The following is a 23,693-nucleotide window of genomic DNA, read 5'->3' on the forward strand; positions in this document are numbered from 1 at the left end:
GCTACGCCGCGATCAGAAGCGGACGCGAACTTCGCCGCCGAAACTACGCGGATCGCCATATTGGCCGAGCGTGAGGACGCCAAGGTTGATCGCGCTGACCAGATATTCCTTGTCGGTCAGATTTTTGCCCCACGCCGCGACCTCAAGCGTCGTGCCCCCGCCCAGTTCGATCTGGGTGAGTGCGATTCGCCCGTCGAGCAAGCCATAGGATGGCATTTTGGATAGCGTATCGGGCGTGATCGACGAGAACTGGCTGCTGCGCCAGCTATAGTTCAGGCTCGCCTCCAGTCGTCCGACACCCGCATCGTGGCGATAAAGCGCACCGATCTGGTAATTCCACTTGGGCACGCGCGAGAGCACATAGGTTTTGGTGACGTCGGTGCCGTCGGGCAGGATGAAATCGGTGTAGCGCGCATCGACATAGCCGCCGCCGAAATTGAAGCTCAGTCCTTCGACGGGCCGCAGCGTCCCCTCGACCTCGACGCCCGTGAACTTCGCCTTGCCTGCGTTGATGATATTGGTGGTCACCAGCGCGGGGACGAGCACACCAGCCTGAAAATCCTTGTAGATAGAATGGTAAACGGAGGCATTCAGGTTCAGCAGATTTCCGAACCCCCCATATTTCATACCCAGTTCGAACGACGTCAGCTTTTCCGGATTATAGGAGGTCATGAAGGCCGCGTTCGTCGCGGCGGTATCGTTGATACCACCGCTCTTGAAGCCCGTCGCGACGCGTCCATAGACCGAGAAATCGGGCTGGAATTTATAGAGAATGTTGAATTCGGGATTAAACCGTTTCCACACGCCGGAATTCTCGAGCGGGGTGAGGTCGGTGTAACCGATCCCGCCCGCCCCCGGCCGCGCGCCGGCCGCCGGCTGTCCGCTGCGGGTGATCGGATTGCCGTTCGCATCGCGCAGGAACACGCCCGAACCCGGTGCCGCCGGATTGGTACGATAGGCCGAATTGGACAGCAACAGCTCATAGGCATTTTTGGACTCGCGCGTGTAGCGAAGCCCGACCGAAGCCGTCAGCCTCTCGTCGAGCGCCTGCGGCGTCCAAGCAAGCTGGCCATAGCCCGCATAGGATTTCGAATGACCGCCGCGCTCGCTGATGTCGAACGCATTGCCGCCGAACTGGAAGTTCCAGCGCGGGTTGTACACGTCATAATCATCGTCGAGATAGAAGGCGCCGAGCGTATATTTGAAGTCGCCGACAGTCCCGATCGCCTGAAATTCCTGCGTGAACTGCTTATAATTATTGTCGAGAACGATGCGCAGCAGGTCGAGCGGGCTGCCGTCGAAATCGCTCGCCGACCGGGTCATCGCGGTCCGCCGCGCGGTGATCGACTTGAGCGTGAGGTCGCCGATACCCGGCTGCCATTCGAGCGTCAGCGCATGTCCGGTCGTGCGATAGTCGCTGCGCAGCGCGCTTTGCGCCCCGATCTCGCGCGTCCGCCCGGTGACGACATAGGGCGCCATCAGCGCGTTGACGAACGCGGTCGCCCCCGAACCCGTGACCGCCGTGGCGGCAAGCTGGTTCGGCGTGCCCTTGCTGTCCGAAATATCATAGCTGTAGAGCGCACTGAAGCTGCTCGACGGACGCCACAGCAGGTCAGCGCGCGCCGCCCACAGCTCTTCCTCGCCGAAATTATCCTTGCGCAGGCTGTTGCGATAATAGCCGCCGTCGAGCTTGGTGATCAGCCCCACCTTGGCGCTGAAACCCGCCACTTCGGGCAGGTCGACCGAGATGCGCTGGTTGAACTGCCCCCAGCTTCCGGCGCCCGCCAGATATTGACCGCCGAATTCGCCGCTCGGCTTGCGCGTGATCAGGTTGACCGCGCCGCCAATCGTATTCTTGCCGTACAAAGTGCCCTGCGGTCCGCGCAAGACTTCGACGCGCTCCAGATCGACGGTGTCGAAGGCCGCCCCGGTCGATTTCCCGATCGGCACGCCGTCGATGTAAAGGCCCACCGGCTGATCGCGGGCAAGGCTGGTATCGGCCGACGGCGACAGACCGCGAATGGTGATGAGCGGGCCGAAGCTGTTGCCGATCGTTTCGTTGATCTGGATGTTGGGAACGATCGTCGAGATATCGGATACGCTCCGGACCTGCGCGCGGTCGATCGCCGCACTGCTCACCGCCGAAACCGAAATCGGCACATCGACCAGCCGTTCTTCACGGCGCTGCGCGGTAACGACGATCTCGCCTTCGCTCAGTCCCGCACCCTTGTCATCCGCCTCCTGCGCGAATGCCAACGACGAGTTTAACGCAGTCGTGACCATGACCGCCGCGAACGCGGCTTTCCGAAATGCCATAATTCCTCCCTTCCCACAGCGGCCGGTTTCGGCCGCCAATCTCCGGGCTTCTCCATATGTGGCCCGGTAACTGCGCTTGAGGATAACCAACGCGCCACATCGGTAAAGCGCGCGCTGGTGACCACACTGTTCACTCTGGTGGCGAATAGCGTTCTGACCGCGTGACAATTTCCGGACGTCCGCGACCGACGACTGGACCCGCCCGGTCGGACCGGGCAGTCCTCAAACGGGAAGCGCCGTCGTATATTTCGTCGTCGAAAGTGCGAAATGAGACGAAGCGCCGCCCACCGACGGATGTTCGAGGAGCGTGCGCATCAGGAAACGCTCATAATCGCTGACATCGGCGACCACGATACGCAGCAAATAGTCCCAGTCGCCCGACATCGAAAAACATTCGATGATCTCGGCCCGCGTCTGCACAAAGGTCTCGAATGCCGTTCGGACATCGCGCGCATGGCTGCGAACGCGAATGTTGCAGATCACCGTGACCCCGCGTCCGATCCGCTCGGGATCGACCAGCCGCACCGCCCCCTTCAAGATGCCCGCGGCCTCGAGCGCCCTTATCCGCCGCCAGCAAGACGCCGCCGACGATCCCACCCGCTCGGCGATATCCTGATTGCTCAGCGACGCATCGGCCTGAAGCACCTCGACGATTCGGCGGTCGAGCGGCTCCATTTGAAACATATCCTTCGAATTCTCCTTCATTCAGCCGATCCTGTTTCGAAATTTTGCCAAATCATGCCGAATATGAAACGCAATACCGGCGATGTTGTGCGATTCTATATCAATGACGAAGGATATAACAGCCCGCCCGGCCAACGCCGCCGAAGACTGGACGATTCCGCAGGACTGGGCGAGCTACAGCGCGGCCGAGCATCATATGTGGGACCATCTCTTCGCGCGCCAGGCCGCCATGTTACCGGGCCGCGTTGTTCCCGAATTCATGGCCGGCCTCGACATGCTGCGGATGACAAAGCCCGGCATCCCCGATTTCGACGAGCTTTCCGAACGGCTGATGAAGGCAACGGGGTGGCAGGTCGTGGCGGTTCCCGGCCTTGTGCCCGACCGCGTCTTCTTCGAGCATCTCGCCAATCGCCGTTTCGTCGCCGGTCGCTTCATCCGCACGCCCGAACAGATCGACTATCTGCAAGAGCCCGACATTTTTCATGACGTCTTCGGCCATGTCCCGTTGCTCGCCCACCCCGCCTTCGCCGACTATATGCAGGCGTATGGCGAGGGGGGCCTGCGCGCCGACGGCATGGGTGCGATCGACCGGCTTGCCCGCCTTTACTGGTATACGGTCGAATTCGGCCTCATCCGTCAGAACGATGGGCTGAAACTCTATGGCGCAGGGATCGTCTCTTCCTATGGCGAATCGGTCTTTGCGCTCGACGATGCTTCGCCCAACCGCATCGGCTTCGATCTCCGGCGCCTGATGCGGACGCGGTACCGTATCGACGATTATCAGCAGAGCTATTTCGTCATCGACAGTTTCGAGGATCTCCTGCGTCAGACCGTGGAGACGGATTTCGCTCCGCTCTACGCCGAACTTAACGGCAGCGAGGATCTGGACGTCGACACGATTCTGCCGTCCGATCGTCTCTATCATCGCGGCACGCAGGATTATGCGCGCGCAAAGGCGGGCGCAGTATGAACAAAGTGCGGGAGCCCGGCGCCGAAGCGCCCCTGCCGCTCGCCTCGCTCGCGGCCCAGCCGGCCGATGCCTTGCTCGGCCTGATCGCGCTCTACCGTGCCGACAAGCGCCCGGACAAGATCGACCTCGGCGTTGGCGTATTCCGCAACGATCACGGACAGACCCCCGTCATGCGCGCCGTGAAGGCCGCCGAAGCACAGCTCATCGAGACGCAGACGAGCAAATCCTATCTCGGCGCCGAAGGCGATGCGCTTTACACCGACCTGCTGGCCCGGATCGTGTTCGGCGACCAGGATGCAGGTGCACGCATGACCGGCGTACAAACCCCGGGAGGGACGGGCGCCCTGCGCCTCGGGGCCGAGCTTCTCGCCCGCGCAAATCCCGATGCGCAGCTTTGGCTGGGCGCCCCGACATGGCCAAACCATGCCCCGATCTTTGCCGAGGCAGGATTGAAGACACGCAACCACCGCTTTTACGATCAGGGATCGGCCGGCATTGATTTTGCCGCAATGCTGGACGACCTCGATCAGGCGCGCGCCGGCGATGTGCTGTTGCTGCACGGTTGTTGCCATAATCCCACCGGCGCCTCGCTCAGTCCCGAGCAATGGGCCGCGATCGCCGATCTTTGCGAAACGCGAGGCCTCATTCCGTTCATAGATCTTGCCTATCAGGGGCTGGGCGACGGCTTGTCGGACGACGCCGCTGCGACGCGGATGATCTTCTCGCGGCTTCCGACCGCGATCATCGCCTATAGCTGTGACAAGAATTTCGGCCTCTATCGCGAGCGCGTCGGCGCCCTCTGGGTACAGTCCGCGAATAGCGCGATCACCGAACGCATTCGCATGAACATGCTTTCGCTGGCGCGCAGCCTCTGGTCGATGCCGCCCGATCATGGCGCGGCGGTGGTTCGCACGATCCTCGAACAAAGCGCGTTGCGGGCGGACTGGGAAGCCGAACTGACCGCCATGCGGACACGATTGAACGATCTTCGGCAACTGGTTGCAAAAGCGCATCCGCGCCTGTCCGCTATTGCGCATCAGCGCGGCATGTTTGCCATGCTTCCCCTTGCCCCGGCGGCGGTCGTTGCACTGCGCGACGATCATGCCATCTATATGGCGGGCAACGGCCGCATCAACATCGCCGGGCTTCGTGCCGAGACGGTTCCCCTCTTCGCACGCGCCCTGCGGCCCCATCTCGATTGAAAACCATGACCGCGCGGAGCCCCTCCGCGCGGCCGCCACATGCAGGGTCGCCGGGAACGTCCCGGCCTCCCATATGTGGCGACATTCCAGAGGATAGCCGCATGTGGTGGCACACCGACGAGACCCACGATCCCGCCCGGACCAGTTGGGTTGCAACCGCCAACGGGCACAGGGACTTTCCCATCCAGAATCTGCCTTATGGCATTTTCTCGTCTGCGGGCGGCGACCCCCGGCCCGGGGTTGCGATCGGCGATTCCATTCTCGACCTGCGCGCCTGTTCCGATGCAGGCCTCCTGCGGCAACCATCCGCCGACGCCTGCCGCGCCGCGACGCTCAACGCGATCATGGCGCTCGCCCCCGCCGACCGTCGCGCACTGCGGTCGCGTCTGGGCCAGATGCTATCGGATCCGCTTGCCGGGCAAGAGCTTGGCTCCCTGCTCCACGAGGCCGCAGCCTGCACCATGCATCTTCCCGCGGCGATCGGCGATTACACCGACTTTTATGTCGGCATCCATCATGCGCAGAATGTCGGCCGCCAGTTTCGACCCGACACCCCCCTGCTTCCCAACTATAAATATGTGCCGATAGGCTATCATGGCCGCGCCTCGTCCGTTCGCCCCTCGGGCGAAGCCGTTATCCGCCCGTCCGGCCAGCGAAAATCGCCGGACGCCGATGCACCCGTTTTCGGCCCCACCCAAAAACTCGACTATGAACTCGAGCTTGGCGTCTGGATCGGCGAAGGAAATGCGCTCGGCACGCCGATTGCGATTGGCGACGCGGGGCGGCACATCGCGGGCATTTCGCTGTTCAACGATTGGTCAGCGCGCGACTTTCAGGCTTGGGAATATCAGCCGCTGGGCCCGTTCCTCGCCAAGAATTTTCATTCGACGGTTTCGCCCTGGGTCATCACGACCGAAGCCCTCGCCCCGTTCCGTATCGCCCAGCCGCCCCGGCCGACGGGAGACCCCGCGCCCTTGCCCTATCTGTGGGACGCCAACGATCAGGCGCATGGCGCCTTGGGGATCACGCTGGAGGTTTTCCTGCTGACAGCGAAAATGCGCGAGGCCGATGAAACGCCCCATCGCCTGAGCAGCGGCCCGGCGACCAGCATGTATTGGACGATCGCCCAGATCGTCGCGCATCACGCATCGAACGGGTGCGACCTCAACTCCGGCGACCTGCTCGGTACCGGCACCATTTCGGCCCCCGATCGCGGCGGCTTCGGCAGCTTGCTCGAACTCACCACGGGCGGGACCGATCCGATCATTTTGCCCAATGGCGAACGGCGCGGCTTTCTGGAGGACGGCGACGAAGTCATCATGCGCGCGGCCGCCGTGGCAGACGACTTTGTTCCGATCGGCCTCGGCGAATGCCGCGCGATCGTGCGCCCCGCCAGATCGTGACAAATCCATCCCATCGCCCCACGTCCGATCCCCGGTAAGCAACGGCGGGCCGACGGTTGCGCCGACACCCTATTGTTTGATCATATCGAGAGCGACGTCGGTGATCATGTCTTCCTGCCCGCCGACCATTTTGCGGCGACCGAGTTCGACGAGGATGGCGCGGGTGTCGAGGCCATGTTCGGCGGCGGCTTTCTCGGCGTGCCGCAGAAAGCTGGAGTAGACGCCGGCGTAGCCCAGCGTCAGCGTCTCGCGGTCGACGCGCACCGGGCGGTCCTGCAGCGGGCGGACCAGTTCCTCGGCAGCGTCCATCAGCGCGAACAGGTCGCAGCCATGGTTCCAGCCGTGTACGTCCGCCGCAGCGATGAACACTTCCAGCGGCGCATTGCCCGCCCCGGCCCCCATGCCTGCAAGGCTGGCATCGACACGCACCGCGCCATTCTGGACCGCGACGATGCTGTTCGCGACGCCGAGGCTGAGGTTGTGGTGGGCATGGACTCCGCGCTGGGTCTCGGGTTTCAGCACCCGGTCATAAGCCGCGAGGCGGGCGGCATATTGATCCATCGTCATCGCACCGCCGCTGTCGGTGACATAGACGCAGTGCGCGCCATATTCTTCCATCAGCTTGGCCTGCTCCGCCAACGCATCCGGCGCCGACATATGGCTCATCATCAAAAAGCCCGATACGTCCATACCAAGGCTGCGCGCCGCCTCGATATGCTGCTTCGATACATCCGCCTCGGTACAATGCGTCGCGATGCGCACCGACCGCACGCCCAGATCATAAGCGCGCTTCAGGTCATGCACTGTCCCGATGCCGGGAAGCAGCAGCGTGGTGAGGACGCTATGCTCAAGCACCTCGGCCACCGCGCCGATCCACTCCCAGTCGGTGTGGGCGCCGAAGCCATAGTTGAAGCTCGATCCCTGAAGCCCGTCGCCATGCGCGACCTCGATCGCATCGACCTTGGCGCGGTCGAGCGCCTTGGCGATCGCCTTCACATGACCCAGGCCATATTGATGGCGGATCGCGTGCATCCCGTCGCGCAGCGTGACATCCTGGATATAGAGTTTGGTGGTCGCGGGATCGAAGTTCATGCCGCCATCCTTTCCGCAATCTTCTCGGCGGTCTTCAGCGCCGCCGAAGTCATGATGTCGAGATTGCCCGCATAGGCGGGCAGATAATGCGCCGCCCCCTCGACCTCGAGGAAGACGCTGACCTTCAGGCCCGTGAAGCGGCCGCCCATTTCGGGAATGGTGAGCGGCGCATTGCTGCCGATGCTTTCGAACTGCACCGCCTGTTTGAGCCGATAGCCCGGAACATAGCTCTGGACCTCGGCCACCATCGCCTCGACCGACTGGCGGATCGCGTCGCGGTCGCCATCGTCGCACAGGCAATAGACGGTATCGCGCATGATCAGCGGCGGTTCGGCGGGGTTGAGGACGATGATCGCCTTGCCGCGCGTCGCGCCGCCGACCTTCACGATCGCCTGACTGGTCGTCTCGGTGAACTCGTCGATATTGGCGCGCGTGCCCGGGCCCGCGCTCTTCGACGCGATCGAGGCGACGATCTCGCCATAATGCACCTTGGCAACGCGGTTCACCGCCGCAACGATCGGGATCGTCGCCTGCCCGCCGCAGGTCACCATATTGACGTTCGGCGCGTCCAGATGGGCGTCGCCGTTCACCGGCGGGATGACATAGGGCCCGATCGCCGCCGGGGTCAGGTCGACGACGCGCTTCCCATGACCGATCAGCACCTCGCTGTGGCGCTTGTGCGCGCCCGCCGAGGTTGCGTCGAAGACGATGCCGATATCGGCAAAGCCCGGCATCGCGACAAGGCCGTCGAGCCCCTCGGCGGTGACCGGCACGCCCAGCCGCTCGGCGCGCTTGAGCCCGTCGCTCTCAGGATCGATACCGACGAAGGCCCCCATCTCCAGCACCTCCGACAATCGCATCACCTTGATCATCAGGTCAGTGCCGATATTGCCCGATCCGATGATCGCCACTCTGGTCTTCGCCATCATTCTACGCCTTGTACGTAAAGCTGCAGGTGCCGATGCCCGCGATGCGCGCCTCGACATGATCGCCCGGCGCCAGCACGACCATCGGCCCCAGCGCGCCCGCGAGCAGGATATCGCCCGCCTTCAAAGGCTCGCCGCGCGCCGCCAGCGTCTGCGCCAGCCACGCCGCCGCGTTGAGCGGATTGCCGAGCGCCGCCGCGCCGACCCCGGTCGAGACGACCGCGCCATTGAAGAGCATCTCCATCGCCGCGCCTTCGAGATCGAGCCCCTCCAAGGGCAGCCCCGTATCGGCCAGCACGAAGAAGGCCGACGAGCCATTGTCGGCGACGGTGTCGGCGAAGCTGATCTTCCAGTCGGCGATGCGGCTGTCGACGATCTCGATCGCGGCATGGACGCCAGCAACTGCCGCCGTGACCTGCTCCACCGTCGTCGCCGGATCGGGAAGATCGGCGCCGAGAATGAAGGCGATCTCGGCCTCCGCCTTCGGCTGGATCGTCCGTGCGGGGTCGAGATGGCCGCCATCGGCCACCCGCATATCGTCGAACAGCACCCCGAAATCAGGCTGATCGACGCCCAGCTGAGCCTGCACCGCCTTCGCCGTCAAACCCGCCTTGCGCCCGACAATCCGCCGCCCCTGCGCTTCCCAATAGCGCGTGTTGATCGTCTGAACCGCATAGGCACCGTCGACATCGGTCGGATCCAGCGCATCGCGCAGCGGCGCAACCGCGCCGCCCGAATAGGCATCCCGCAACCGGCGGGCGACGGCTTCATGGCTGATCGTCATCATATCAGTCCGCCGCCAGCGGGGCGGATTTTCCCGGGTGAACCGCGCCGCAACCACCGCAGGTGCGCAGTTCCTCGCTGGCATAAAAAGCCGCAAACAGCGGCGGCAGATCGCGCACAATGCTCTTCAGCTGCACCTCGACGCGGTGGACGATGGCGCCGCATCCGTCGCAATACCATTGGAAGGCATCGACCAGCCCGTCGGGCCGCTTGCGCTCGATCACCAGCCCGACGCTGCCCGCAACAGGCCGCTGCGGCGAGTGCGGGACGTTCGGCGGCAGCAGGAAGATATCGCCCTCACGGATCGGCATGTCCTTCGGACCCTCATCGGTCCACAGCCGCAAATTCATGTCGCCTTCGAGCTGGTAGAAAAACTCCTCCAGCGGATCGACATGATAATCGCTGCGCTGATTGGGGCCGCCAACGACGGTGACGATGAAATCGGCATCCTCCCAGATTTGCGCATTGCCCACCGGGGGCTTCAGCACGTCGCGATGCTCCGCGATCCATTCGCGAAAATTAAAGGGCAATCCATAGGTCAGCATCGGCGCTATCCTCTCTCAAATATTGTCGGCGCGCGGGATGAAGGCGGTCGCCTTGATCTCGATCAGCAGGTGCGGGTGGGGAAGCTGGTGAACCGCGACGGTCGTGCGCGCCGGCCCCGCTTCGTCAAAATATTCGGCGTAAACAGCGTTATATCCGCCAAAATCATTCATGTTGACGAGAAAGCTCGTCACATCGACGACATCGGCGAGCGACCCGCCCGCATCGGCGAGGATCGCAGCAATATTGTCGATCACCGCGCGCGTCTGTTCGCCGATATCGAGGCTGACCGTGCCGAATTCGTCGGCGGACGCGCCCGCGAAACTATTGTCGGCCCGCCGCGAACTCGTGCCCGATACAAAGACGAAATCGCCGGCACGACGATAGTGCGGGAAGCGGCCGCGCGGGCGCGCTTTCCCGGGGATCACGCGCCCCTCCCCGCTCATGCCGCACCGCCTTCGATCGTAAAGCCGACGCGGCCCAAATGCCCCGCGTCGAGCGACACCGCCCGCGCGGCCCCGATCGCCGCCGCCGCAGTCGCGCCGCCCAGCATCACCGTCCAGCCCGGCTGAAGCACCAGCCCCGCCGTCCCCGCCAGCCGCGCCGCCGCGACGAGCGAGCGGATCGGATCGCCGAGGATCGCGGCGCTCGACCCGGTTTCGGCGACTGCATTATCGACGCGCATCGTCATCGCGACATCGCCGACATCGGTATCGGCGGCCAGCCACGGCCCGACGACAAAGGCCGACGAAGAGGCGTTGTCGGCGATCACATCGCCCAGCGCGAAGCGGAAATTCTCGTAACGGCTGTCGATGATCTCGAGCGCTGCGGCGACGGCATCGACCGCCGCCAGCGCTTCCTCGCGCGTCACCTCGCCCGTCAACGGGGCCTTCAGCCGCACCGCGACCTCGGGCTCGACACGCGGATGGATAAAGCGCGCGCGGTCGAGGGCGCCGCCGTTCGGCACGACCATGTCGGACGTCAGCCGCCCCCATATCTGATCCTTCAGCCCCATCTGCGCCATCTTCGCTTCGCTGGTAAAGCCCATCTTGACCCCGACCAGCGTCGCACCGCGCGCCAGCCGGTGATCGATCGCGGCGCGCTGGATGGCATAGGCATCGGCAAGCGACAACTCGCCCTGCTCTCCCGTGATTTGCGGGATCGCCCGCGCAGCGCGCGCGGCGTCGTCGAGCCTTGCGGCGATTGCACTAATGTCGGCCATGTCGCCTCTTTCCTACAGTTTCACACAGATATTGGTCGGCTCCGAATAGAAGCCCAGCGAATGTTCGCCGCCCTCGCGCCCGATGCCCGACAATTTCATCCCGCCGAACGGCGTGCGCAGGTCGCGCAGGAACCATTCATTGACCCAGACGATGCCCGTTTCCATCTGCGCCGCGACGCGGTGCGCCCGCCCGACGTCGCGCGTCCAGATCGCCGCCGCAAGGCCATAGGCGCTGTCATTCGCCATTTCGATCACCTCCTCCTCACGATCGAAGGGGGCGATGTGACAGACAGGACCGAAAATCTCCTCGCGCACGCAGCGCGCATTCTCGCCAAGGCCGGTCAATATCGTCGGCTGGACGAAGGCGCCCTTGTCGAGCGAGCCGCCCAGTTCGGGCACCCCGCCGCCGGTCACCACCGTCGCACCTTCTTCGCGCGCAAGAGCATAATAGCCCAACACCTTCTCGCGATGGCCGTGCGAAATCAGCGGCCCCATATCGGCACCCGACCAGGGATCGCCGACCGTCAGCGCCTCGGCGCGTTCGGCGAGCGCCGCGACGAAGCGGTCGAAGATCGGCCGCTCGACATAGACGCGCTCGGTGCACAGACACACCTGCCCGCAGTTGGAAAAGACCGAACGCACCGTTCCCGCCACCGCCTCGTCGAAGTCGCAGTCGGCGAAGACCAGCGCGGCATTTTTGCCGCCAAGTTCGAACGACACCGGCTTCACCCCCGCCGCCGCGACGCGCATGATCGCGCCGCCGGTCGCGGACTCGCCGGTGAAGGTGATTGCGTCGATATCGGGATTGGCGGTCAGCCACTCGCCGGTGGAGTCCGCGCCGAAACCATGGACGAGGTTGAACACGCCGGGCGGCACCCCCGCGGCGTCCATCACCTCGGCAAGCAAAGTCGCGGTCGACGGCGTTTCCTCGCTGGGCTTCACGACGACGACATTGCCGCAGGCGAGCGCGGGCGCGATCTTCCACGTCATCAGCAACAGCGGCAGGTTCCACGGCGAAATGATCGCGACGACGCCGAGCGGGCGGGCGATGGCATAGTTGATCGCGCTGCGTCCGTCGGGAAGATCGGTGCGGAAACTCGGCATCGCGCGCGCCTCGGCCAGCGCGGCGAAAGCCCGGAAATTCGCGGCACCGCGCGGAATATCGATCGTCCGCGCCTGATGCAGCGACTTGCCGGTATCGGCGATCTCGGCCGCCGCAAATTCGTCGAAGCGCGCCTCGATCCCTTCGGCGACGCGGACGAGCAGCTTGCACCGCTCGGCCTGCGACATCTTGCCCCACGGCCCCTTCAGCGCACGGCGTCCCGCCGCGACTGCCCGGTCGACTAGCGCGCGGTCGGCGAGCGACACGCGCGCCGCAACCTCGCCCGTCACCGGGTTCACATTATCGAAATGCGCGCCCGTTGCGACGAATGCGCCATCGACATAATTCCGGATTTCGCGCGCAGCGAAAGGATAGCTGGTCGTCGTCATGCGTCGTCCCCGACCTTTACATATCCCGCCGTATTGCTGTGCATCGCCCCGCCCTTGCCGACATGACCGGCCATCTGGAGCAGCGAAAGCAGCGTATCGTTGAACTGCACCGGCGCCTCGAGGAAGGCCGAATGACCCACCTCATTGACCTCGACGAGGAACGATCCCGCGACGTCAGCCTGAACGATCCGCACCGCCTCGATCGGAAAAATCACATCGTCGACCCCGCAAAGGAAAAGGATTGGAAAGCCTTTTCCTCCAAGCTCGGTGGCCGCTCGCGCCTCGAAACGGCCCGTCAGGCTATGGCGATCGACCGCGTTGAAGCTCGCAATCTGCGAATAGAGCATCGCCAGCTCGCGCGGCGCTCCGGTGCCGAGCACGCGTTCGATCTGGTCCAACGCCCCCGCTTCCGCACGCGCCGCATCCATAATCGCCTTCACGGCGTCATTTTCGGTTATGCCGTGCAGGCTGTCGCAGATGGCGAGCGCCGCCACCCGTTCGGGCGCGCGATGCGCAAAACCGATACATGTCCCCGCGCCCATCGACTGGCCGACCAGCGCGACCTTTTCCTCGCCCAGATGGTCGAGCAGCGCCGCCAGATCATCGACAAAGGCATCGCGCCCGCGCCCGTCGAGGTCGCGCGACAAGCCGAAGCCGCGATGATCGAACAGGATGACACGGTTCGACCGCGCCAGCGCATCGATCTGGCGATACCAGATGGCGTGATTGCCCCCGATCCCGTGCGCCAACACCACCGCCGGTCCCTGACCGTGCGACTGATAATAGATTTGGGCGCCTTCGGTCGCCACGACCCCGCTTTCCATCATGCCACTCCCATTAATTTGCTGAGCCGGACGACATAGTCGCCGAACGCCGGATCCTCGCGCGTGACGCTGGGGTCGCGCGGGCGTGGCAGGTCGATGCGGACATCCTCGACGATCGTCCCGGGCCGCTCCGACATCACCAGCACCCGGTCGGACAGCAGCACCGCTTCTGAAATGCTGTGCGTGACGAGCACTACCGTCTTGCGGTCGCGCTGCCAGATGCGCAGCAATTCCATGTTGAGCCGGTCGCGCGTCAGCGCGTCGAGCGCCCCGAAGGGTTCGTCCATCAACAAGACCTGCGGGTTGCGCGCCAGCGCCTGACCGATCGCGACGCGGTGCCGCATTCCGCCGGAAAGCTGGTGCGGATGGCTCGCCTCGAACCCTGTCAGCCCCAATGTTTCCACAAGATCGGCGAAGGCGGCCGCGTCGGGACGCTCCGATGCCGGGTCAAGATCGACGCCCAGCATCAGATTATCGCGGACGTTGAGCCACGGCAGCAGGTTCGACGTCTGAAAAACAAAGCCCATATCTGCCGTCGGCGCGACCACCTCTTTATCGTTGAACCGGATGCTCCCCTCCTCAAAAGGGATCAGGCCCGCGATCAGACGCAAAAGCGTACTCTTGCCGCAACCCGAGGGGCCTAGCACCGACACAAATTCGGCTGCGCCAATATCCGCGCTGACTTTATCCAGCACCTTGCGGCCGTCGAACGCCTTGCCGGCACCGGCCATGGAGATCACTACGCTCATGCCGCCCGCCACCAGATGAAGCGTTCCCAATAGGCGACGCCGTAGAAAAGAAGGAGCGACAGCAATGTCACCGCGATCAGCGCCGCAAAGGTCAAGGTCGTGTGCCCCGAACCTGACGCGGTCAGGATGAGATTGCCCAGCCCGTCGTTCGAGCCGACAAATTCGCCGACCACCGCGCCGATGACCGCAAGCGGCATCGCAACCTTGCAACCGTCGAGGAAGCTCGGCAGCGCCGCCGGTACGCGCAGCCGCCAGAAGCTTTGCATCGGCGTCGCACGCAGCGCGCGGAAATGTTCCTCGAGATGCGCCGGGGTGCTCGCAAGTCCGCCGAGGGTCGAGATGATGATCGGGAAAAAGGCGAAAAGAAACGCCATGATCAGCTTCGACGTCAGCCCGTAACCGAACCAGACGACGATCAGCGGCGCGAGCCCGATCTTGGGGATGCTCTGCAACGCGACGAACAGCGGATAGACGGTGCGTTTCGCGGTGCGCGAGAAATAGATCAGCGCCGCGATCGGCACGCCCAGCACGACCGCGATAATGAAACCCCAGAACACTTCGGCCAGCGTGACGAGGCTCTGCGACAGGATCGGACCGCGCGATTGCCACAGCTCGGCCGCGATCGCGCTCGGAGGCGGCAACAGATAGGACTGGACCCCCGACCAGCGGACGCCAAACTCCCATGCCAGCCCCAGAACCAGGAAAAAGCCGACACTGATCGCCGTGTCGCGGCTGAACAGCGACGCGCTCATTGGCTTTCCTCCCGGTCGATCAGCGCCTGGATGCGCGCCGGCGGCGGAACGAGGAAATGCTCGAGGTTCCAGCGATCGAAGGTTTCCAGCTGCTTTCCGTCCCACACCGACGGCGCATAGGGATGGTCGGCGTCGATCCGCGTCATATCGGTATAAAATTCGACATTGTTTCCGTCGGGATCGCGAAACACGAGGAAGCTGTTCGCCCCGGGACCGTGCTTGCCGATCCCGCGGTCGATGGGAACGCCGCGTGCAACCAGCATCGCCGCGACCTGTTCCATCTCCTCCAGCGTTTCGAGGCGATAGGAAAAATGCTCGACCGCCGGATAATGCCCCTCGGGGATCGCGCTGTGCCCCGGCGGAAGCTGGAGCAGCGCCAGATCGTGATGATCCTCGCCCGCACGCAGGAAGACCATATGATGGTCGATCCAGTCCGAGACTTCGAGCCCAACGATTTCGGTATAAAAGGCCAGTGAGCGGTCGATGTCGCGTACCTTGAGGACGAGATGGCCAAGCCGGGTCGGGCGCGGACGATAGGCGGCGGGATCGGTCATGGCTGCTTCCCCGCAGGAACGAAGTCGTTGGTGAACAGCGATGCCGACTGGTCGAAACCTTTGAGCTGGCCGCTCGCCTGCAAGGTGGTGACGGTGCGCTCGATTTTTTCGGGCTTGAGCCGGAGCGAGCCGCCTTCGGCCGCCATCAACTCGGCCGTCTCGCGGATTTGCCGTTCGGTTACCGCCTCGTCGAGCAGCGGATAATGTTTGCGGATCGTAACCAGCGCCGCTTTCGGGTCGCGCGCCATATCGGCATAGCCGCGATAGGCGGCAGCAAGGAAGGCACGGACGACTTCGGGATCTTTCTCGATCAGCGCGTCGCGCGTCGCAAAGCCGCTGCCATATACGTCGAGCCCGTAATCGGCATAGGCGATCCGCCCGATCGTCACCCCCTTCGCCTTCGCCGCCTTGTCGAACAGGGCCAGCGAATTGCCGAGCCAGCATTCGGCCGCGTCGATCCGGCCCTCGACGAGCGAGGAGACGACGATCGCGGGGTCGAGCTGAATCTGTTCGACGCGCGCCGGATCGACGCCATTGCCTTTCAGCCACGCGGGGAGCAGCGTCTGAACCGCCGAGGACTGCCCGGCACCGAAGCGCAGCCCGGCCAGATCGGCGGGCTTCGAAATCTTGTGCCGTTCCTTGACGAAGCAGGCTCCGGCAGGCAGCCGCATGTTGATGCCGCCGACCATCCGCACCGCGCCGCCCTTCGCGCGGTTGAGCGCGACCGACAGCGGATCGACATAAGCGAATTCGAACATCCCCTGATCGAGCTCGTTCGCGGTGCGGATGCCGCCGAAGCCACGCACCGGTTCGACGTTGAGCCCGGCGTCGGCAAAATAGCCCTTGTCCATCGCAACGAAGATGCCCGCCATGCTGCCCTGCGGCAGCCACGCCATGTTGAACCGGACGGTGCGCGCGGCCTCCTGCTGCGCGGCCTTGGGCGCCGCACCGCCTCCGGACATGCTCCACAAAGTGACCCCGGCGATCGCCGCAACGACAAGGACCGGGGCGACGAGCGCTTTGCGGCTGAAGACGGCCATCTTCACGCCCCCCGCGGCAGATGCGGCGCCGACACGGGATTGACGAGTTCACCAACTCCTTCGACCCATGCGGTCATCACATCGCCGTCTTTCAGGAAGACGCCGCGCCCCATGCCAACCCCATCGGGAGTACCCGACGCAATCACATCGCCGGGACGCAGCCGCAGGATCGTCGAGAGATAGGCGATCTGCTCATAGATGTTGAAGATCATCTCGGACGTATTGCCGTCCTGCATCGCTTCACCATTGACGTTGAGGCCCAGACGGATGGCGTGCGGATCGCCCAGGCAATCGCGCGGCACGAAAACGGGGCCAAGCGGGGTGAAGCTGTCGAAGCTCTTGCCGCGGAACCAGTCGTGCGAGAAGGGAAAGTCGGTGCGCCGCGTGCGATCGCGCGCCGAGACGTCGTTGACGATCGTATAGCCCGCAATCATGTCGTGCGCCGCATCGACCGCGACATCCTTGCCCTCGCGGCCCAGCACGACCCCCAGTTCGACCTCCCAGTCGGGGCGCGACACCTGCGCCGGTACGACCACTGTCTCGCCCGGTCCAACCACGCTCTCGACGGTCTTGAGGAAGATATAGGGCTCGCTGTCCGCCTTCGCGGCGAGCTTGGTCTGCATCTCCTCGGCATGTTCGATGAAATTCGATGCCGCGCCGAAGATGCGACGGGGCTCGAACGGCGTCTGGAGCGCCGGCGCCGCGATGGCGGTGCCCGAGGCGCCTGCCAGCGCACGGGCAAGCCCGAACAACCCTTCGCGCCGCGCCTCCCAATCGCGAATGATTGCGGTGACATCGCCCGCGACCGCCGAAAAACCGTGCGTGGCTGCGGCATCGTGCAGATCGTGGAAAGCGTCGCCCACCTTGATCGTCGGGCGCAGCCCTTCGGGGCTGGCGCGGGTGGCAAGAGCAAACCAGGTCATAGGTCGAACATCCTTCTGAAAAATGCCGGCATGGGCTGGCGCGGCCAGACCGAGCGCAAGGCCGGCGCCGATCCGCGCGATCGCGGTACGGCGGTCGAGCATGTCTCCGGCGGGTGAGGTGGGTGCATCGGACATGGCATCTCAGCCAAAGGCCCGGATCAGCATCCGCGCCGCGACCACCGCCAGGAACAGCCCGAACAGGATAGCGAGCTGCCGTTTCGACAGCGCATGCGCGATGCGTGCGCCCCACGGCGCGGTGAAATAGGAGACCGGCGCGATGATCGCGAGTCCGATCAGATTGACATAGCCAAGGCTGCCTGGCGGCAGATCTTCGACGTTCCAGCCGGCGACGACGAACGCAACGGTCGCCGGCGCGCTGATCAGCAGGCCGAACAGCGCCGCCGTCCCGACCGCGCGGTGGATCGGGAAATTGAACAGGGTCATGATCGGCACGCTGAGCGTCCCGCCGCCAATCCCCATCATGCTCGAAACCCCGCCGATGGTGAAAGGGATCAGCTGCCCCGCAGGGCCGTTCGGGATCGCCTCGGCGAGATGCCTGCCCTCGAGCGGCAACAGCATCTTGATCGCAACCAGCAGCGCGACAATGCCGAACACCGCCGACAGCACATCGCCGGTCACATGGCTGGCAAGCAGCACCCCGGCGATCGCCCCGAGGAAGATCGCCACGCCCCAGCGCTTCAACTGATCGTGATCAACCGCGCCCTTGGCATTGTGCGCGCGCGAGGAGGAGATGGCCGTCGGGATGATCGTCGCCAGCGACGTCGCCACCGCGACATGCATCCGCACCGAGGAATCGACGTCCATCGCCGCCAGCACAAGGTCGAGCACCGGCACGATCACAATCCCGCCGCCGACGCCGAGCATCCCGGCAATCACGCCGCCGACCGCGCCGGTCAGCAGCATCATCGCTGTCAGCGTCAGCAGGTCATGGTTCCAAAATTCGTCCATCGGCTCCCCCAAAATCAGCGCCGATATTGCGGGTCCGTCGATATGCAGTCAAAGATAGAAACTTGGCCTTTATATAACCAAAAACATATAACCTCGCAGATCGCACCTTCTATATGTTTTCGGGGATAGCAAAGCGGCCAAACGATATTATCGCATATAACAGCGACGCTTTAGCGCCGCAGACATGATCAAAGTGGGCATAGCCGGGTTCGGCACCATCGGCCGCGTTGTCGCGCGCCATATCGAAGCAAGCGAATTGCCGCTGACGCTGGCGGCGGTGTCCGCCGGCGACCGCGGGCGCGCCGAAACCGCGATGGCGCGGCTACGCGTCCCCGTCCCGATCGTCGACACCGCCGGGCTCGTCGCGGCGTCCGACGTCGTCGTCGACTGCGCACCGACTGCTGCGTTCCGCGATATCGCCGAGGCCACTTTGCGCGCAGGCAAAACGCTGGTCACCGTCAGCGGCGCGGCGCTGATGCAATGGCCCGAAGCGGCCGACCTCGCTCGCTCGCATGGCGGGCGCATCATCCTCGCGACCGGCGCGCTCCTCGGGCTCGACGCGGTGCGCGCGGCGGCGATCGGCACCACCCATTCGGTGACGATGGTGACCCGCAAACCCGTCAAGTCGCTGGTCAAGGCCGAGCATGTCGTCCGCAACAACATCGACCTGTCGGCTCTGACCGAACCGCTGAAGATTTTCGAAGGCAGCGCCCGCGAAGGCGCCCTCGCCTTTCCCGCCAACGTCAATGTCGCTGCGGCGCTGGGCATGGCGGGCGTCGGACCCGAACGGACGCGGCTCGAAATCTGGGCTGACCCCGAGCTGACACGCAACACCCACCGCATCGTCGTCGATTCCGACAGCGCGCGGCTCGAACTCATCATCGAGAATATCCCGACCGACGAGAATCCCGGCACCGGCCGGATTACCGCGCAAAGCATCGTCGCCGCGCTCAATGACCTCGTCAGCCCGATCCGCATCGGAACCTGACTCCCTTAAAGAAAGGCCAAGATCCATGACCACCCGCCTGCGCCATGTGGCGATCGCATCCGCCGACCCCGACAATTCGGTCGGCTTTTTCACCGACGTCCTCGGCTGGACCCTCGCCGGCAAAATCGACAGCCGCAACGCGCGCGGATATTATGTGACCGACGGCCACATCAATATCGCGTTGCTCTGCTTCAAAAACCGCCCCGCCGCGGGCATGGAGTTTCCCGAGGGCTATACGGGTCTGCACCACATCGGCTTCCAGTGCGACGACATCAACGCGGTTGTCGAACGCTTCGAAAATTCGGGCTATGCTCCGCGCCACGACGTCAATCTGGCACAGGGCCTCGGTAAAAACCCCGCCAAGGACAATGCCGAGTACAAGATGACTGGTCCCGAAAGCGTGATGGTCGACGTGTCCGAGCGCGGCTGGGCGGGCACCGAAAGCTATAAGGGCAATCCGCCGGCGGCTTAATCTTTCCACCCTCTAAATCAAAAGGCCGCCAGAGCATCCTGCTCCGGCGGCCTTTTGATTTGGCGACCATGTGGCGACAATCGGTTGCGCAGGTTGTGGGTTTCGAATGGGAATGGCCGCGAACGACCCGACGCGGTCGTCCACTTCCTCGTCACCCCGGGCTTGACCCGGGACCTGCCTTGCCTTTGCAAGATCGAGCGGGAGGAAGGCGAGCCCCGGGTCAAGCCCGTGATGACGAAGGTGAAAAACGTCCGCCCCGCCCCAAACCGTCAACCATGGCTACAGGTTCAGAAACGCCTTCGCATTGCCGCTCAATATCTTCGCCTTCTGTGCGCCCGACAATCCGCCATGCCCGCGCACCAGCGCGCCGATGTCCTGCTCGCCCAGCGGGAAAGGATGATCGGATCCGAGCAGGACACGATCCTCGCCCATCACGTCGATCAACAGGCTGAGCGCGCGCGGATCGAACACCGCTGAATCGACGAAAAAGCGGTCGACATAGGTCGATGGCGGCTGCGGGCAATCGACGCGCACAATGTCGCGGTGCCTCCAGGCATTTTCGACCCGGCCGAGCAGAAAGGCAAAGCTGCCGCCGCCATGGCCGAAACAGATGCGCAGATTTTTCGGCAGGCGCTCGAACGCGCCCGACAGGATCAGCGACAGGATCGAAAGCTGCGTTTCCGCCGGCATCGCGACCAGCCAGGGCAGCATATATTTGGGCATGCGCTCGCGCGCCATCATGTCCCAAGGATGGATCAGCACCGCGGCGCCGACATCGGCGCAATGGGTGAGGAACGTCAAAATCCCTTCGTCGTCCAGATTGCGCAGCCCCATATGGTTGCCGATCTGGACGCCAAGATGGCCGGTCGCCATCGCGCGGCTGACCTCGGCGCACGACATGTCGATATCCTGCAACGGCACCTGCGCCAGCGCCTTCATCCGGTGCGGGGCGTGAGCGCAAAACGCCAGCGCTGCATCGTTGAAGCGCCGGGCGCTGTCGAGCGCGTCCGCCGCCGGACGGCTGTAGCCGAACATGATCGGCGTCGCGCAAAGGATTTGCAGGTCGATACCCTGTTCGTCGAGCGCCTCGACCCGCCGCGCCGGATCCCAGAGAATATCCTCGACAGGGCGAAACTCTTTCCCGCCCTGCATGATAAAGCCTTTTCCGTTCCCCGCGTCGCGAAGCCACGGCAGGTCGTCGGCCTCCGCCCGCGCGCGATAGGCAGCATCCATTGCGGGGAAGAAATGGCTGTGCATGTCGATGACAGCCATTTGCTGTGAAGCCTCTATTGTCATGACTTTCGCCGCACCCCTGTCCAATCGTCATGCCCACAGCCGGTTTTGGCGCGTGGACCATGAGGTTGAGTAACCGGGGTCAGCTATCAACAATAATCCCGAGACTTGCCCTCGCTATTATAAAAAGGTTATACCTTGCCCAACGAGGACGGGGGAGCATCATGCCAAAATTTCACGAAAATTTCCTGCTCGGCCGCCTGAAGCTGCGCCAGTTGCGCCTGCTCACCGCGATCGCCGACGAAGGCACGGTGCTGAAAGGATCGCAGGCGCTGAATATCGCACAGCCGGCGGCGACCAAGAGCATCAAGGAGCTTGAGGATGCCTTGGGCGTCCAGCTCTTCGATCGATCCTCGCGCGGGGTGACGCCGACCGATTTCGGCAAGGTGATGATCAAACATGCCAAGCTGATCCTGACCCAGCTGCGCCATGCGGGCGAGGAACTTCAGTCGCTCGAAGAGGGACTGTCGGGCCGCGTCCATGTCGGAACATTGCTCGCGGCATCGACGTCGCTCCTGCCCCGCGCGCTTGCACGCCTGCGCGAACAGCGACCGGGCATCGCGGTGACGGTTGCCGAAGGGACGATCGACAGGCTGATGCCCGCCCTCCGCACCGGCGACATCGACGTCGTGCTGGGGCGCCTGCCCGAATATCGCGAGCGCGAAGGCCTGACGCAGGAAATACTCTATCTCGATACCGTGTCGATCATGGTCCGCGAAGATCACCCGCTGGCGCGGAAGGACAGGCTGACCCTTGCCGATCTCGTCGATCAGCCTTGGGTCATGCCGCCGACGCAAACCTCGCTGCGCCGCCAGATCGACCATGCCTTTCGCCACGAAGGGCTGGAACCACCGCGCGACGTGATCGAATCGGTTTCGATCCTGACCAATCATGCGCTGCTGAAGAGCACCGACATGCTCGCCGCCATGCCGCACCAGGTCGGCATCGGTCAGGCCGGACTGGTCGCGCTTCCGGTGGCGCTTGAGGGCGCCAACTCACGCATCGGGGCGACGACCCACGCGAATGTAGAGATGTCGGCCGCCGTCCGCTATTTCATGGGCGTCATCCATGAAATAGCGGCTGAAATCCGCAGCGAGATGGAGCAGGATTAGCCGGCGGCGGTTGATCCGCGCGAAACGCGGCGCCATATGAAATAGGCCGATGCAATGACGATCAGCCACGGCACGCCGGCCATCACCGCCGTCTGCCAAAAGTCGGTATCGAGCGCCATCGTCACCGTAATCGCAGCCAGCAGCACCAGTCCCAATATCTGGGCATAGGGAAAAAAGGGCATCCGCACCGGCAGGTCCGCGCCATGATGATGGCGGCGAAAGCGAAGATGGCTGACCAATATGGTGCTCCACACCAAAAGCCCGCCGAACAGCACGATCCCGAACAGATAATTATAGGCGAGCGGGGTCAGGATCGACACCGAAGCGGCGGCAATTATGCCGACGCCGGTGACGATCGTCGCGCGCATCGGCACCTTTTGCGCATTGAGTTCGCCAAAGGCGCGCGGCGCATATCCCCCGCGCGCGAGCGAAAAGAGCATGCGCGAGCCGAGATAGATGCTGGTGTTCATCGCCGACAGCGCCGCCGAGGCGACGACGAAGTTCATGATACCCGCCGCATAGGGGATCCCTGCGCTTGCGAACATTTTCACGAACGGGCTTTCGGTGACGACCTTTGCCCCCGTCTCGGTCCACGGCATGAAGGCGACGATGATGAACAGCGCGAGGATGTAGAAGATGAAAAGGCGCGCCGCCATGGTGCGCAGCGCCGCAGGGATCGCGGTCTTCGGATCTTTCGCCTCGCTCGCCGTGCCGACGACAAACTCCAGCCCCATGAAGGAAAACAGCGCCATCAACACCGCCATCCAGACGCCCGAAAAGCCATTGGGCAGGAAACCGCCGGCCAGGCCGGTGACATTGTGGAGGCCAATGGGATCGCCGACGACGCCGAAAATACGACTGAGCCCGACGATGATGAAACCGATGATCGCCGACACCTTGATCACGGTCAGCCAATATTCGACCGATCCGAAATTATGCACCGCGCGCGTGTTCACCCAGACGACGACCGCTGCGCTGCCGATCGCCCACATCCACACCGGCGTATCGGGATACCACCAGCTCATATAGATACCGACCGCGACCGCTTCGCTGCCGATCAGCAACACCTGCTGAATCCAGTAAGTATAGCGGACGATGAAGCCCATCATCGGGCCGAGGTAGATTTCGGCATAGGTGCCGAACGATCCTGCGGTCGGGTGGACGACCGCCATTTCGGACAGGCTGAACACCATGATCACCGCGATTAGCGCCGCGATGGCAAAGCTGATGAGGACGGCGGGCCCCGCATAGCCGATCGCGATTCCCGATCCCATGAACAGGCCGGTGCCGATCGCGCCGCCAAGGCCGATCATCGTGATCTGCGCCTTGGTCAGCCCGCGTTCGAGGCCCGCCTCACGGTCCAGATAGGCTTGTTCGTCCATCGC

General features: G+C 63.9%; 24 protein-coding genes. 6 read left to right on the forward strand and 18 right to left on the reverse strand.

What is annotated here, in order from left to right:
- Positions 1–12: 12 nt before the first annotated feature.
- The gene (locus ACSYDV_RS01650) at positions 13–2,316 is read right to left on the reverse strand and encodes a TonB-dependent receptor (RefSeq protein WP_438321996.1); all 2,304 of its coding nucleotides are present in this window, start codon (positions 2,314–2,316) and stop codon (positions 13–15) included.
- A 222-nt stretch (positions 2,317–2,538) separates the two neighbouring features.
- Positions 2,539–3,021: an Lrp/AsnC family transcriptional regulator gene (locus ACSYDV_RS01655; protein WP_438321997.1), complete on the reverse strand. Its 483-nt coding sequence runs from the start codon at positions 3,019–3,021 to the stop codon at positions 2,539–2,541.
- An 82-nt stretch (positions 3,022–3,103) separates the two neighbouring features.
- Between ACSYDV_RS01655 and phhA the strand changes: the two genes are divergently transcribed.
- The 3 genes from phhA to fahA all read left to right on the forward strand — a co-directional run bounded on the left by phhA (position 3,104) and on the right by fahA (position 6,575).
- Positions 3,104–3,970 (forward strand): phenylalanine 4-monooxygenase, encoded by an 867-nt coding sequence (gene phhA, locus ACSYDV_RS01660; protein WP_438321998.1) that lies wholly within the window; start codon positions 3,104–3,106, stop codon positions 3,968–3,970.
- Complete coding sequence (locus tag ACSYDV_RS01665) at positions 3,967–5,172, forward strand: amino acid aminotransferase (protein WP_438321999.1); 1,206 nt, start codon at positions 3,967–3,969, stop codon at positions 5,170–5,172. Before phhA ends, ACSYDV_RS01665 begins: the two co-directional genes overlap by 4 nt.
- Positions 5,173–5,273: 101 nt before the next feature.
- Positions 5,274–6,575: a fumarylacetoacetase gene (gene fahA / locus ACSYDV_RS01670; RefSeq protein WP_438322000.1), complete on the forward strand. Its 1,302-nt coding sequence runs from the start codon at positions 5,274–5,276 to the stop codon at positions 6,573–6,575.
- A 69-nt stretch (positions 6,576–6,644) separates the two neighbouring features.
- Here fahA and dmpG read toward each other — a convergent pair whose 3' ends face one another.
- Genes dmpG through ACSYDV_RS01740 form a run of 14 tightly spaced genes read right to left on the reverse strand, consistent with a single transcriptional unit; the run spans position 6,645 to position 18,443 of the window.
- Positions 6,645–7,667, reverse strand: coding sequence for a 4-hydroxy-2-oxovalerate aldolase (gene dmpG, locus ACSYDV_RS01675; protein ID WP_438322001.1), 1,023 nt, complete (start codon positions 7,665–7,667; stop codon positions 6,645–6,647).
- Entirely contained in the window at positions 7,664–8,593 is a 930-nt protein-coding gene (locus ACSYDV_RS01680) for an acetaldehyde dehydrogenase (acetylating) (protein WP_438322002.1), read from the reverse strand. The genes dmpG and ACSYDV_RS01680 overlap by 4 nt, the downstream gene beginning before the upstream one ends.
- A 4-nt stretch (positions 8,594–8,597) precedes the next feature.
- Positions 8,598–9,377: a 2-keto-4-pentenoate hydratase gene (locus ACSYDV_RS01685; RefSeq protein WP_438322003.1), complete on the reverse strand. Its 780-nt coding sequence runs from the start codon at positions 9,375–9,377 to the stop codon at positions 8,598–8,600.
- Between the two features lie 4 nt (positions 9,378–9,381).
- Positions 9,382–9,921, reverse strand: a complete 540-nt coding sequence (locus ACSYDV_RS01690; protein WP_438322004.1) for a 3-hydroxyanthranilate 3,4-dioxygenase — start codon at positions 9,919–9,921, stop codon at positions 9,382–9,384.
- Between the two features lie 15 nt (positions 9,922–9,936).
- Positions 9,937–10,365: a RidA family protein gene (locus ACSYDV_RS01695; RefSeq protein ID WP_438322005.1), complete on the reverse strand. Its 429-nt coding sequence runs from the start codon at positions 10,363–10,365 to the stop codon at positions 9,937–9,939.
- Complete coding sequence (locus tag ACSYDV_RS01700) at positions 10,362–11,141, reverse strand: 2-keto-4-pentenoate hydratase (RefSeq protein ID WP_438322006.1); 780 nt, start codon at positions 11,139–11,141, stop codon at positions 10,362–10,364. The genes ACSYDV_RS01695 and ACSYDV_RS01700 overlap by 4 nt, the downstream gene beginning before the upstream one ends.
- A gap of 12 nt (positions 11,142–11,153) precedes the next feature.
- Positions 11,154–12,632: a 2-hydroxymuconic semialdehyde dehydrogenase gene (locus ACSYDV_RS01705; protein ID WP_438322007.1), complete on the reverse strand. Its 1,479-nt coding sequence runs from the start codon at positions 12,630–12,632 to the stop codon at positions 11,154–11,156.
- Positions 12,629–13,456: an alpha/beta fold hydrolase gene (locus ACSYDV_RS01710; protein WP_438322008.1), complete on the reverse strand. Its 828-nt coding sequence runs from the start codon at positions 13,454–13,456 to the stop codon at positions 12,629–12,631. Before ACSYDV_RS01710 ends, ACSYDV_RS01705 begins: the two co-directional genes overlap by 4 nt.
- Complete coding sequence (locus tag ACSYDV_RS01715) at positions 13,456–14,205, reverse strand: ABC transporter ATP-binding protein (RefSeq protein WP_438322009.1); 750 nt, start codon at positions 14,203–14,205, stop codon at positions 13,456–13,458. The genes ACSYDV_RS01710 and ACSYDV_RS01715 overlap by 1 nt, the downstream gene beginning before the upstream one ends.
- A complete protein-coding gene (locus ACSYDV_RS01720; RefSeq protein ID WP_438322010.1) occupies positions 14,202–14,957 on the reverse strand; it encodes an ABC transporter permease in 756 nt (251 codons plus the stop codon). The genes ACSYDV_RS01715 and ACSYDV_RS01720 overlap by 4 nt, the downstream gene beginning before the upstream one ends.
- On the reverse strand, positions 14,954–15,511 hold the full coding sequence (locus tag ACSYDV_RS01725; protein ID WP_438322011.1) for a VOC family protein: 558 nt from the start codon (positions 15,509–15,511) through the stop codon (positions 14,954–14,956). The genes ACSYDV_RS01720 and ACSYDV_RS01725 overlap by 4 nt, the downstream gene beginning before the upstream one ends.
- Positions 15,508–16,551 carry an ABC transporter substrate-binding protein gene (locus ACSYDV_RS01730; RefSeq protein WP_438322012.1) on the reverse strand — a complete coding sequence of 348 codons (1,044 nt, stop codon included), beginning with the start codon at positions 16,549–16,551 and terminating at the stop codon, positions 15,508–15,510. The genes ACSYDV_RS01725 and ACSYDV_RS01730 overlap by 4 nt, the downstream gene beginning before the upstream one ends.
- A gap of 2 nt (positions 16,552–16,553) precedes the next feature.
- A complete protein-coding gene (locus ACSYDV_RS01735) occupies positions 16,554–17,609 on the reverse strand; it encodes a fumarylacetoacetate hydrolase family protein (protein WP_438322013.1) in 1,056 nt (351 codons plus the stop codon).
- A 6-nt stretch (positions 17,610–17,615) separates the two neighbouring features.
- The gene (locus ACSYDV_RS01740; protein ID WP_438322014.1) at positions 17,616–18,443 is read right to left on the reverse strand and encodes a sulfite exporter TauE/SafE family protein; all 828 of its coding nucleotides are present in this window, start codon (positions 18,441–18,443) and stop codon (positions 17,616–17,618) included.
- Between the two features lie 184 nt (positions 18,444–18,627).
- Between ACSYDV_RS01740 and ACSYDV_RS01745 the strand changes: the two genes are divergently transcribed.
- Both ACSYDV_RS01745 and ACSYDV_RS01750 read left to right on the forward strand, forming a co-directional pair.
- The gene (locus ACSYDV_RS01745; RefSeq protein ID WP_438322015.1) at positions 18,628–19,431 is read left to right on the forward strand and encodes an aspartate dehydrogenase; all 804 of its coding nucleotides are present in this window, start codon (positions 18,628–18,630) and stop codon (positions 19,429–19,431) included.
- A gap of 25 nt (positions 19,432–19,456) precedes the next feature.
- Positions 19,457–19,903 carry a VOC family protein gene (locus ACSYDV_RS01750; RefSeq protein ID WP_438322016.1) on the forward strand — a complete coding sequence of 149 codons (447 nt, stop codon included), beginning with the start codon at positions 19,457–19,459 and terminating at the stop codon, positions 19,901–19,903.
- 279 nt (positions 19,904–20,182) lie between these two features.
- On the opposite strand, the gene ACSYDV_RS01755 is transcribed toward ACSYDV_RS01750, so the two are convergent.
- The gene (locus tag ACSYDV_RS01755; RefSeq protein ID WP_438322017.1) at positions 20,183–21,175 is read right to left on the reverse strand and encodes an amidohydrolase family protein; all 993 of its coding nucleotides are present in this window, start codon (positions 21,173–21,175) and stop codon (positions 20,183–20,185) included.
- 185 nt (positions 21,176–21,360) lie between these two features.
- Between ACSYDV_RS01755 and ACSYDV_RS01760 the strand changes: the two genes are divergently transcribed.
- Positions 21,361–22,308, forward strand: a complete 948-nt coding sequence (locus tag ACSYDV_RS01760; protein ID WP_438322018.1) for a LysR family transcriptional regulator — start codon at positions 21,361–21,363, stop codon at positions 22,306–22,308.
- Here the strand turns inward: ACSYDV_RS01760 and ACSYDV_RS01765 are convergent.
- Positions 22,305–23,690: an amino acid permease gene (locus ACSYDV_RS01765; protein WP_438322019.1), complete on the reverse strand. Its 1,386-nt coding sequence runs from the start codon at positions 23,688–23,690 to the stop codon at positions 22,305–22,307. The two genes, ACSYDV_RS01760 and ACSYDV_RS01765, sit on opposite strands and share 4 nt — an antisense overlap.
- Positions 23,691–23,693 lie beyond the last annotated feature (3 nt).

Source organism: Sphingopyxis selenitireducens (genome assembly GCF_051550705.1).
GTDB lineage: Bacteria > Pseudomonadota > Alphaproteobacteria > Sphingomonadales > Sphingomonadaceae > Sphingopyxis.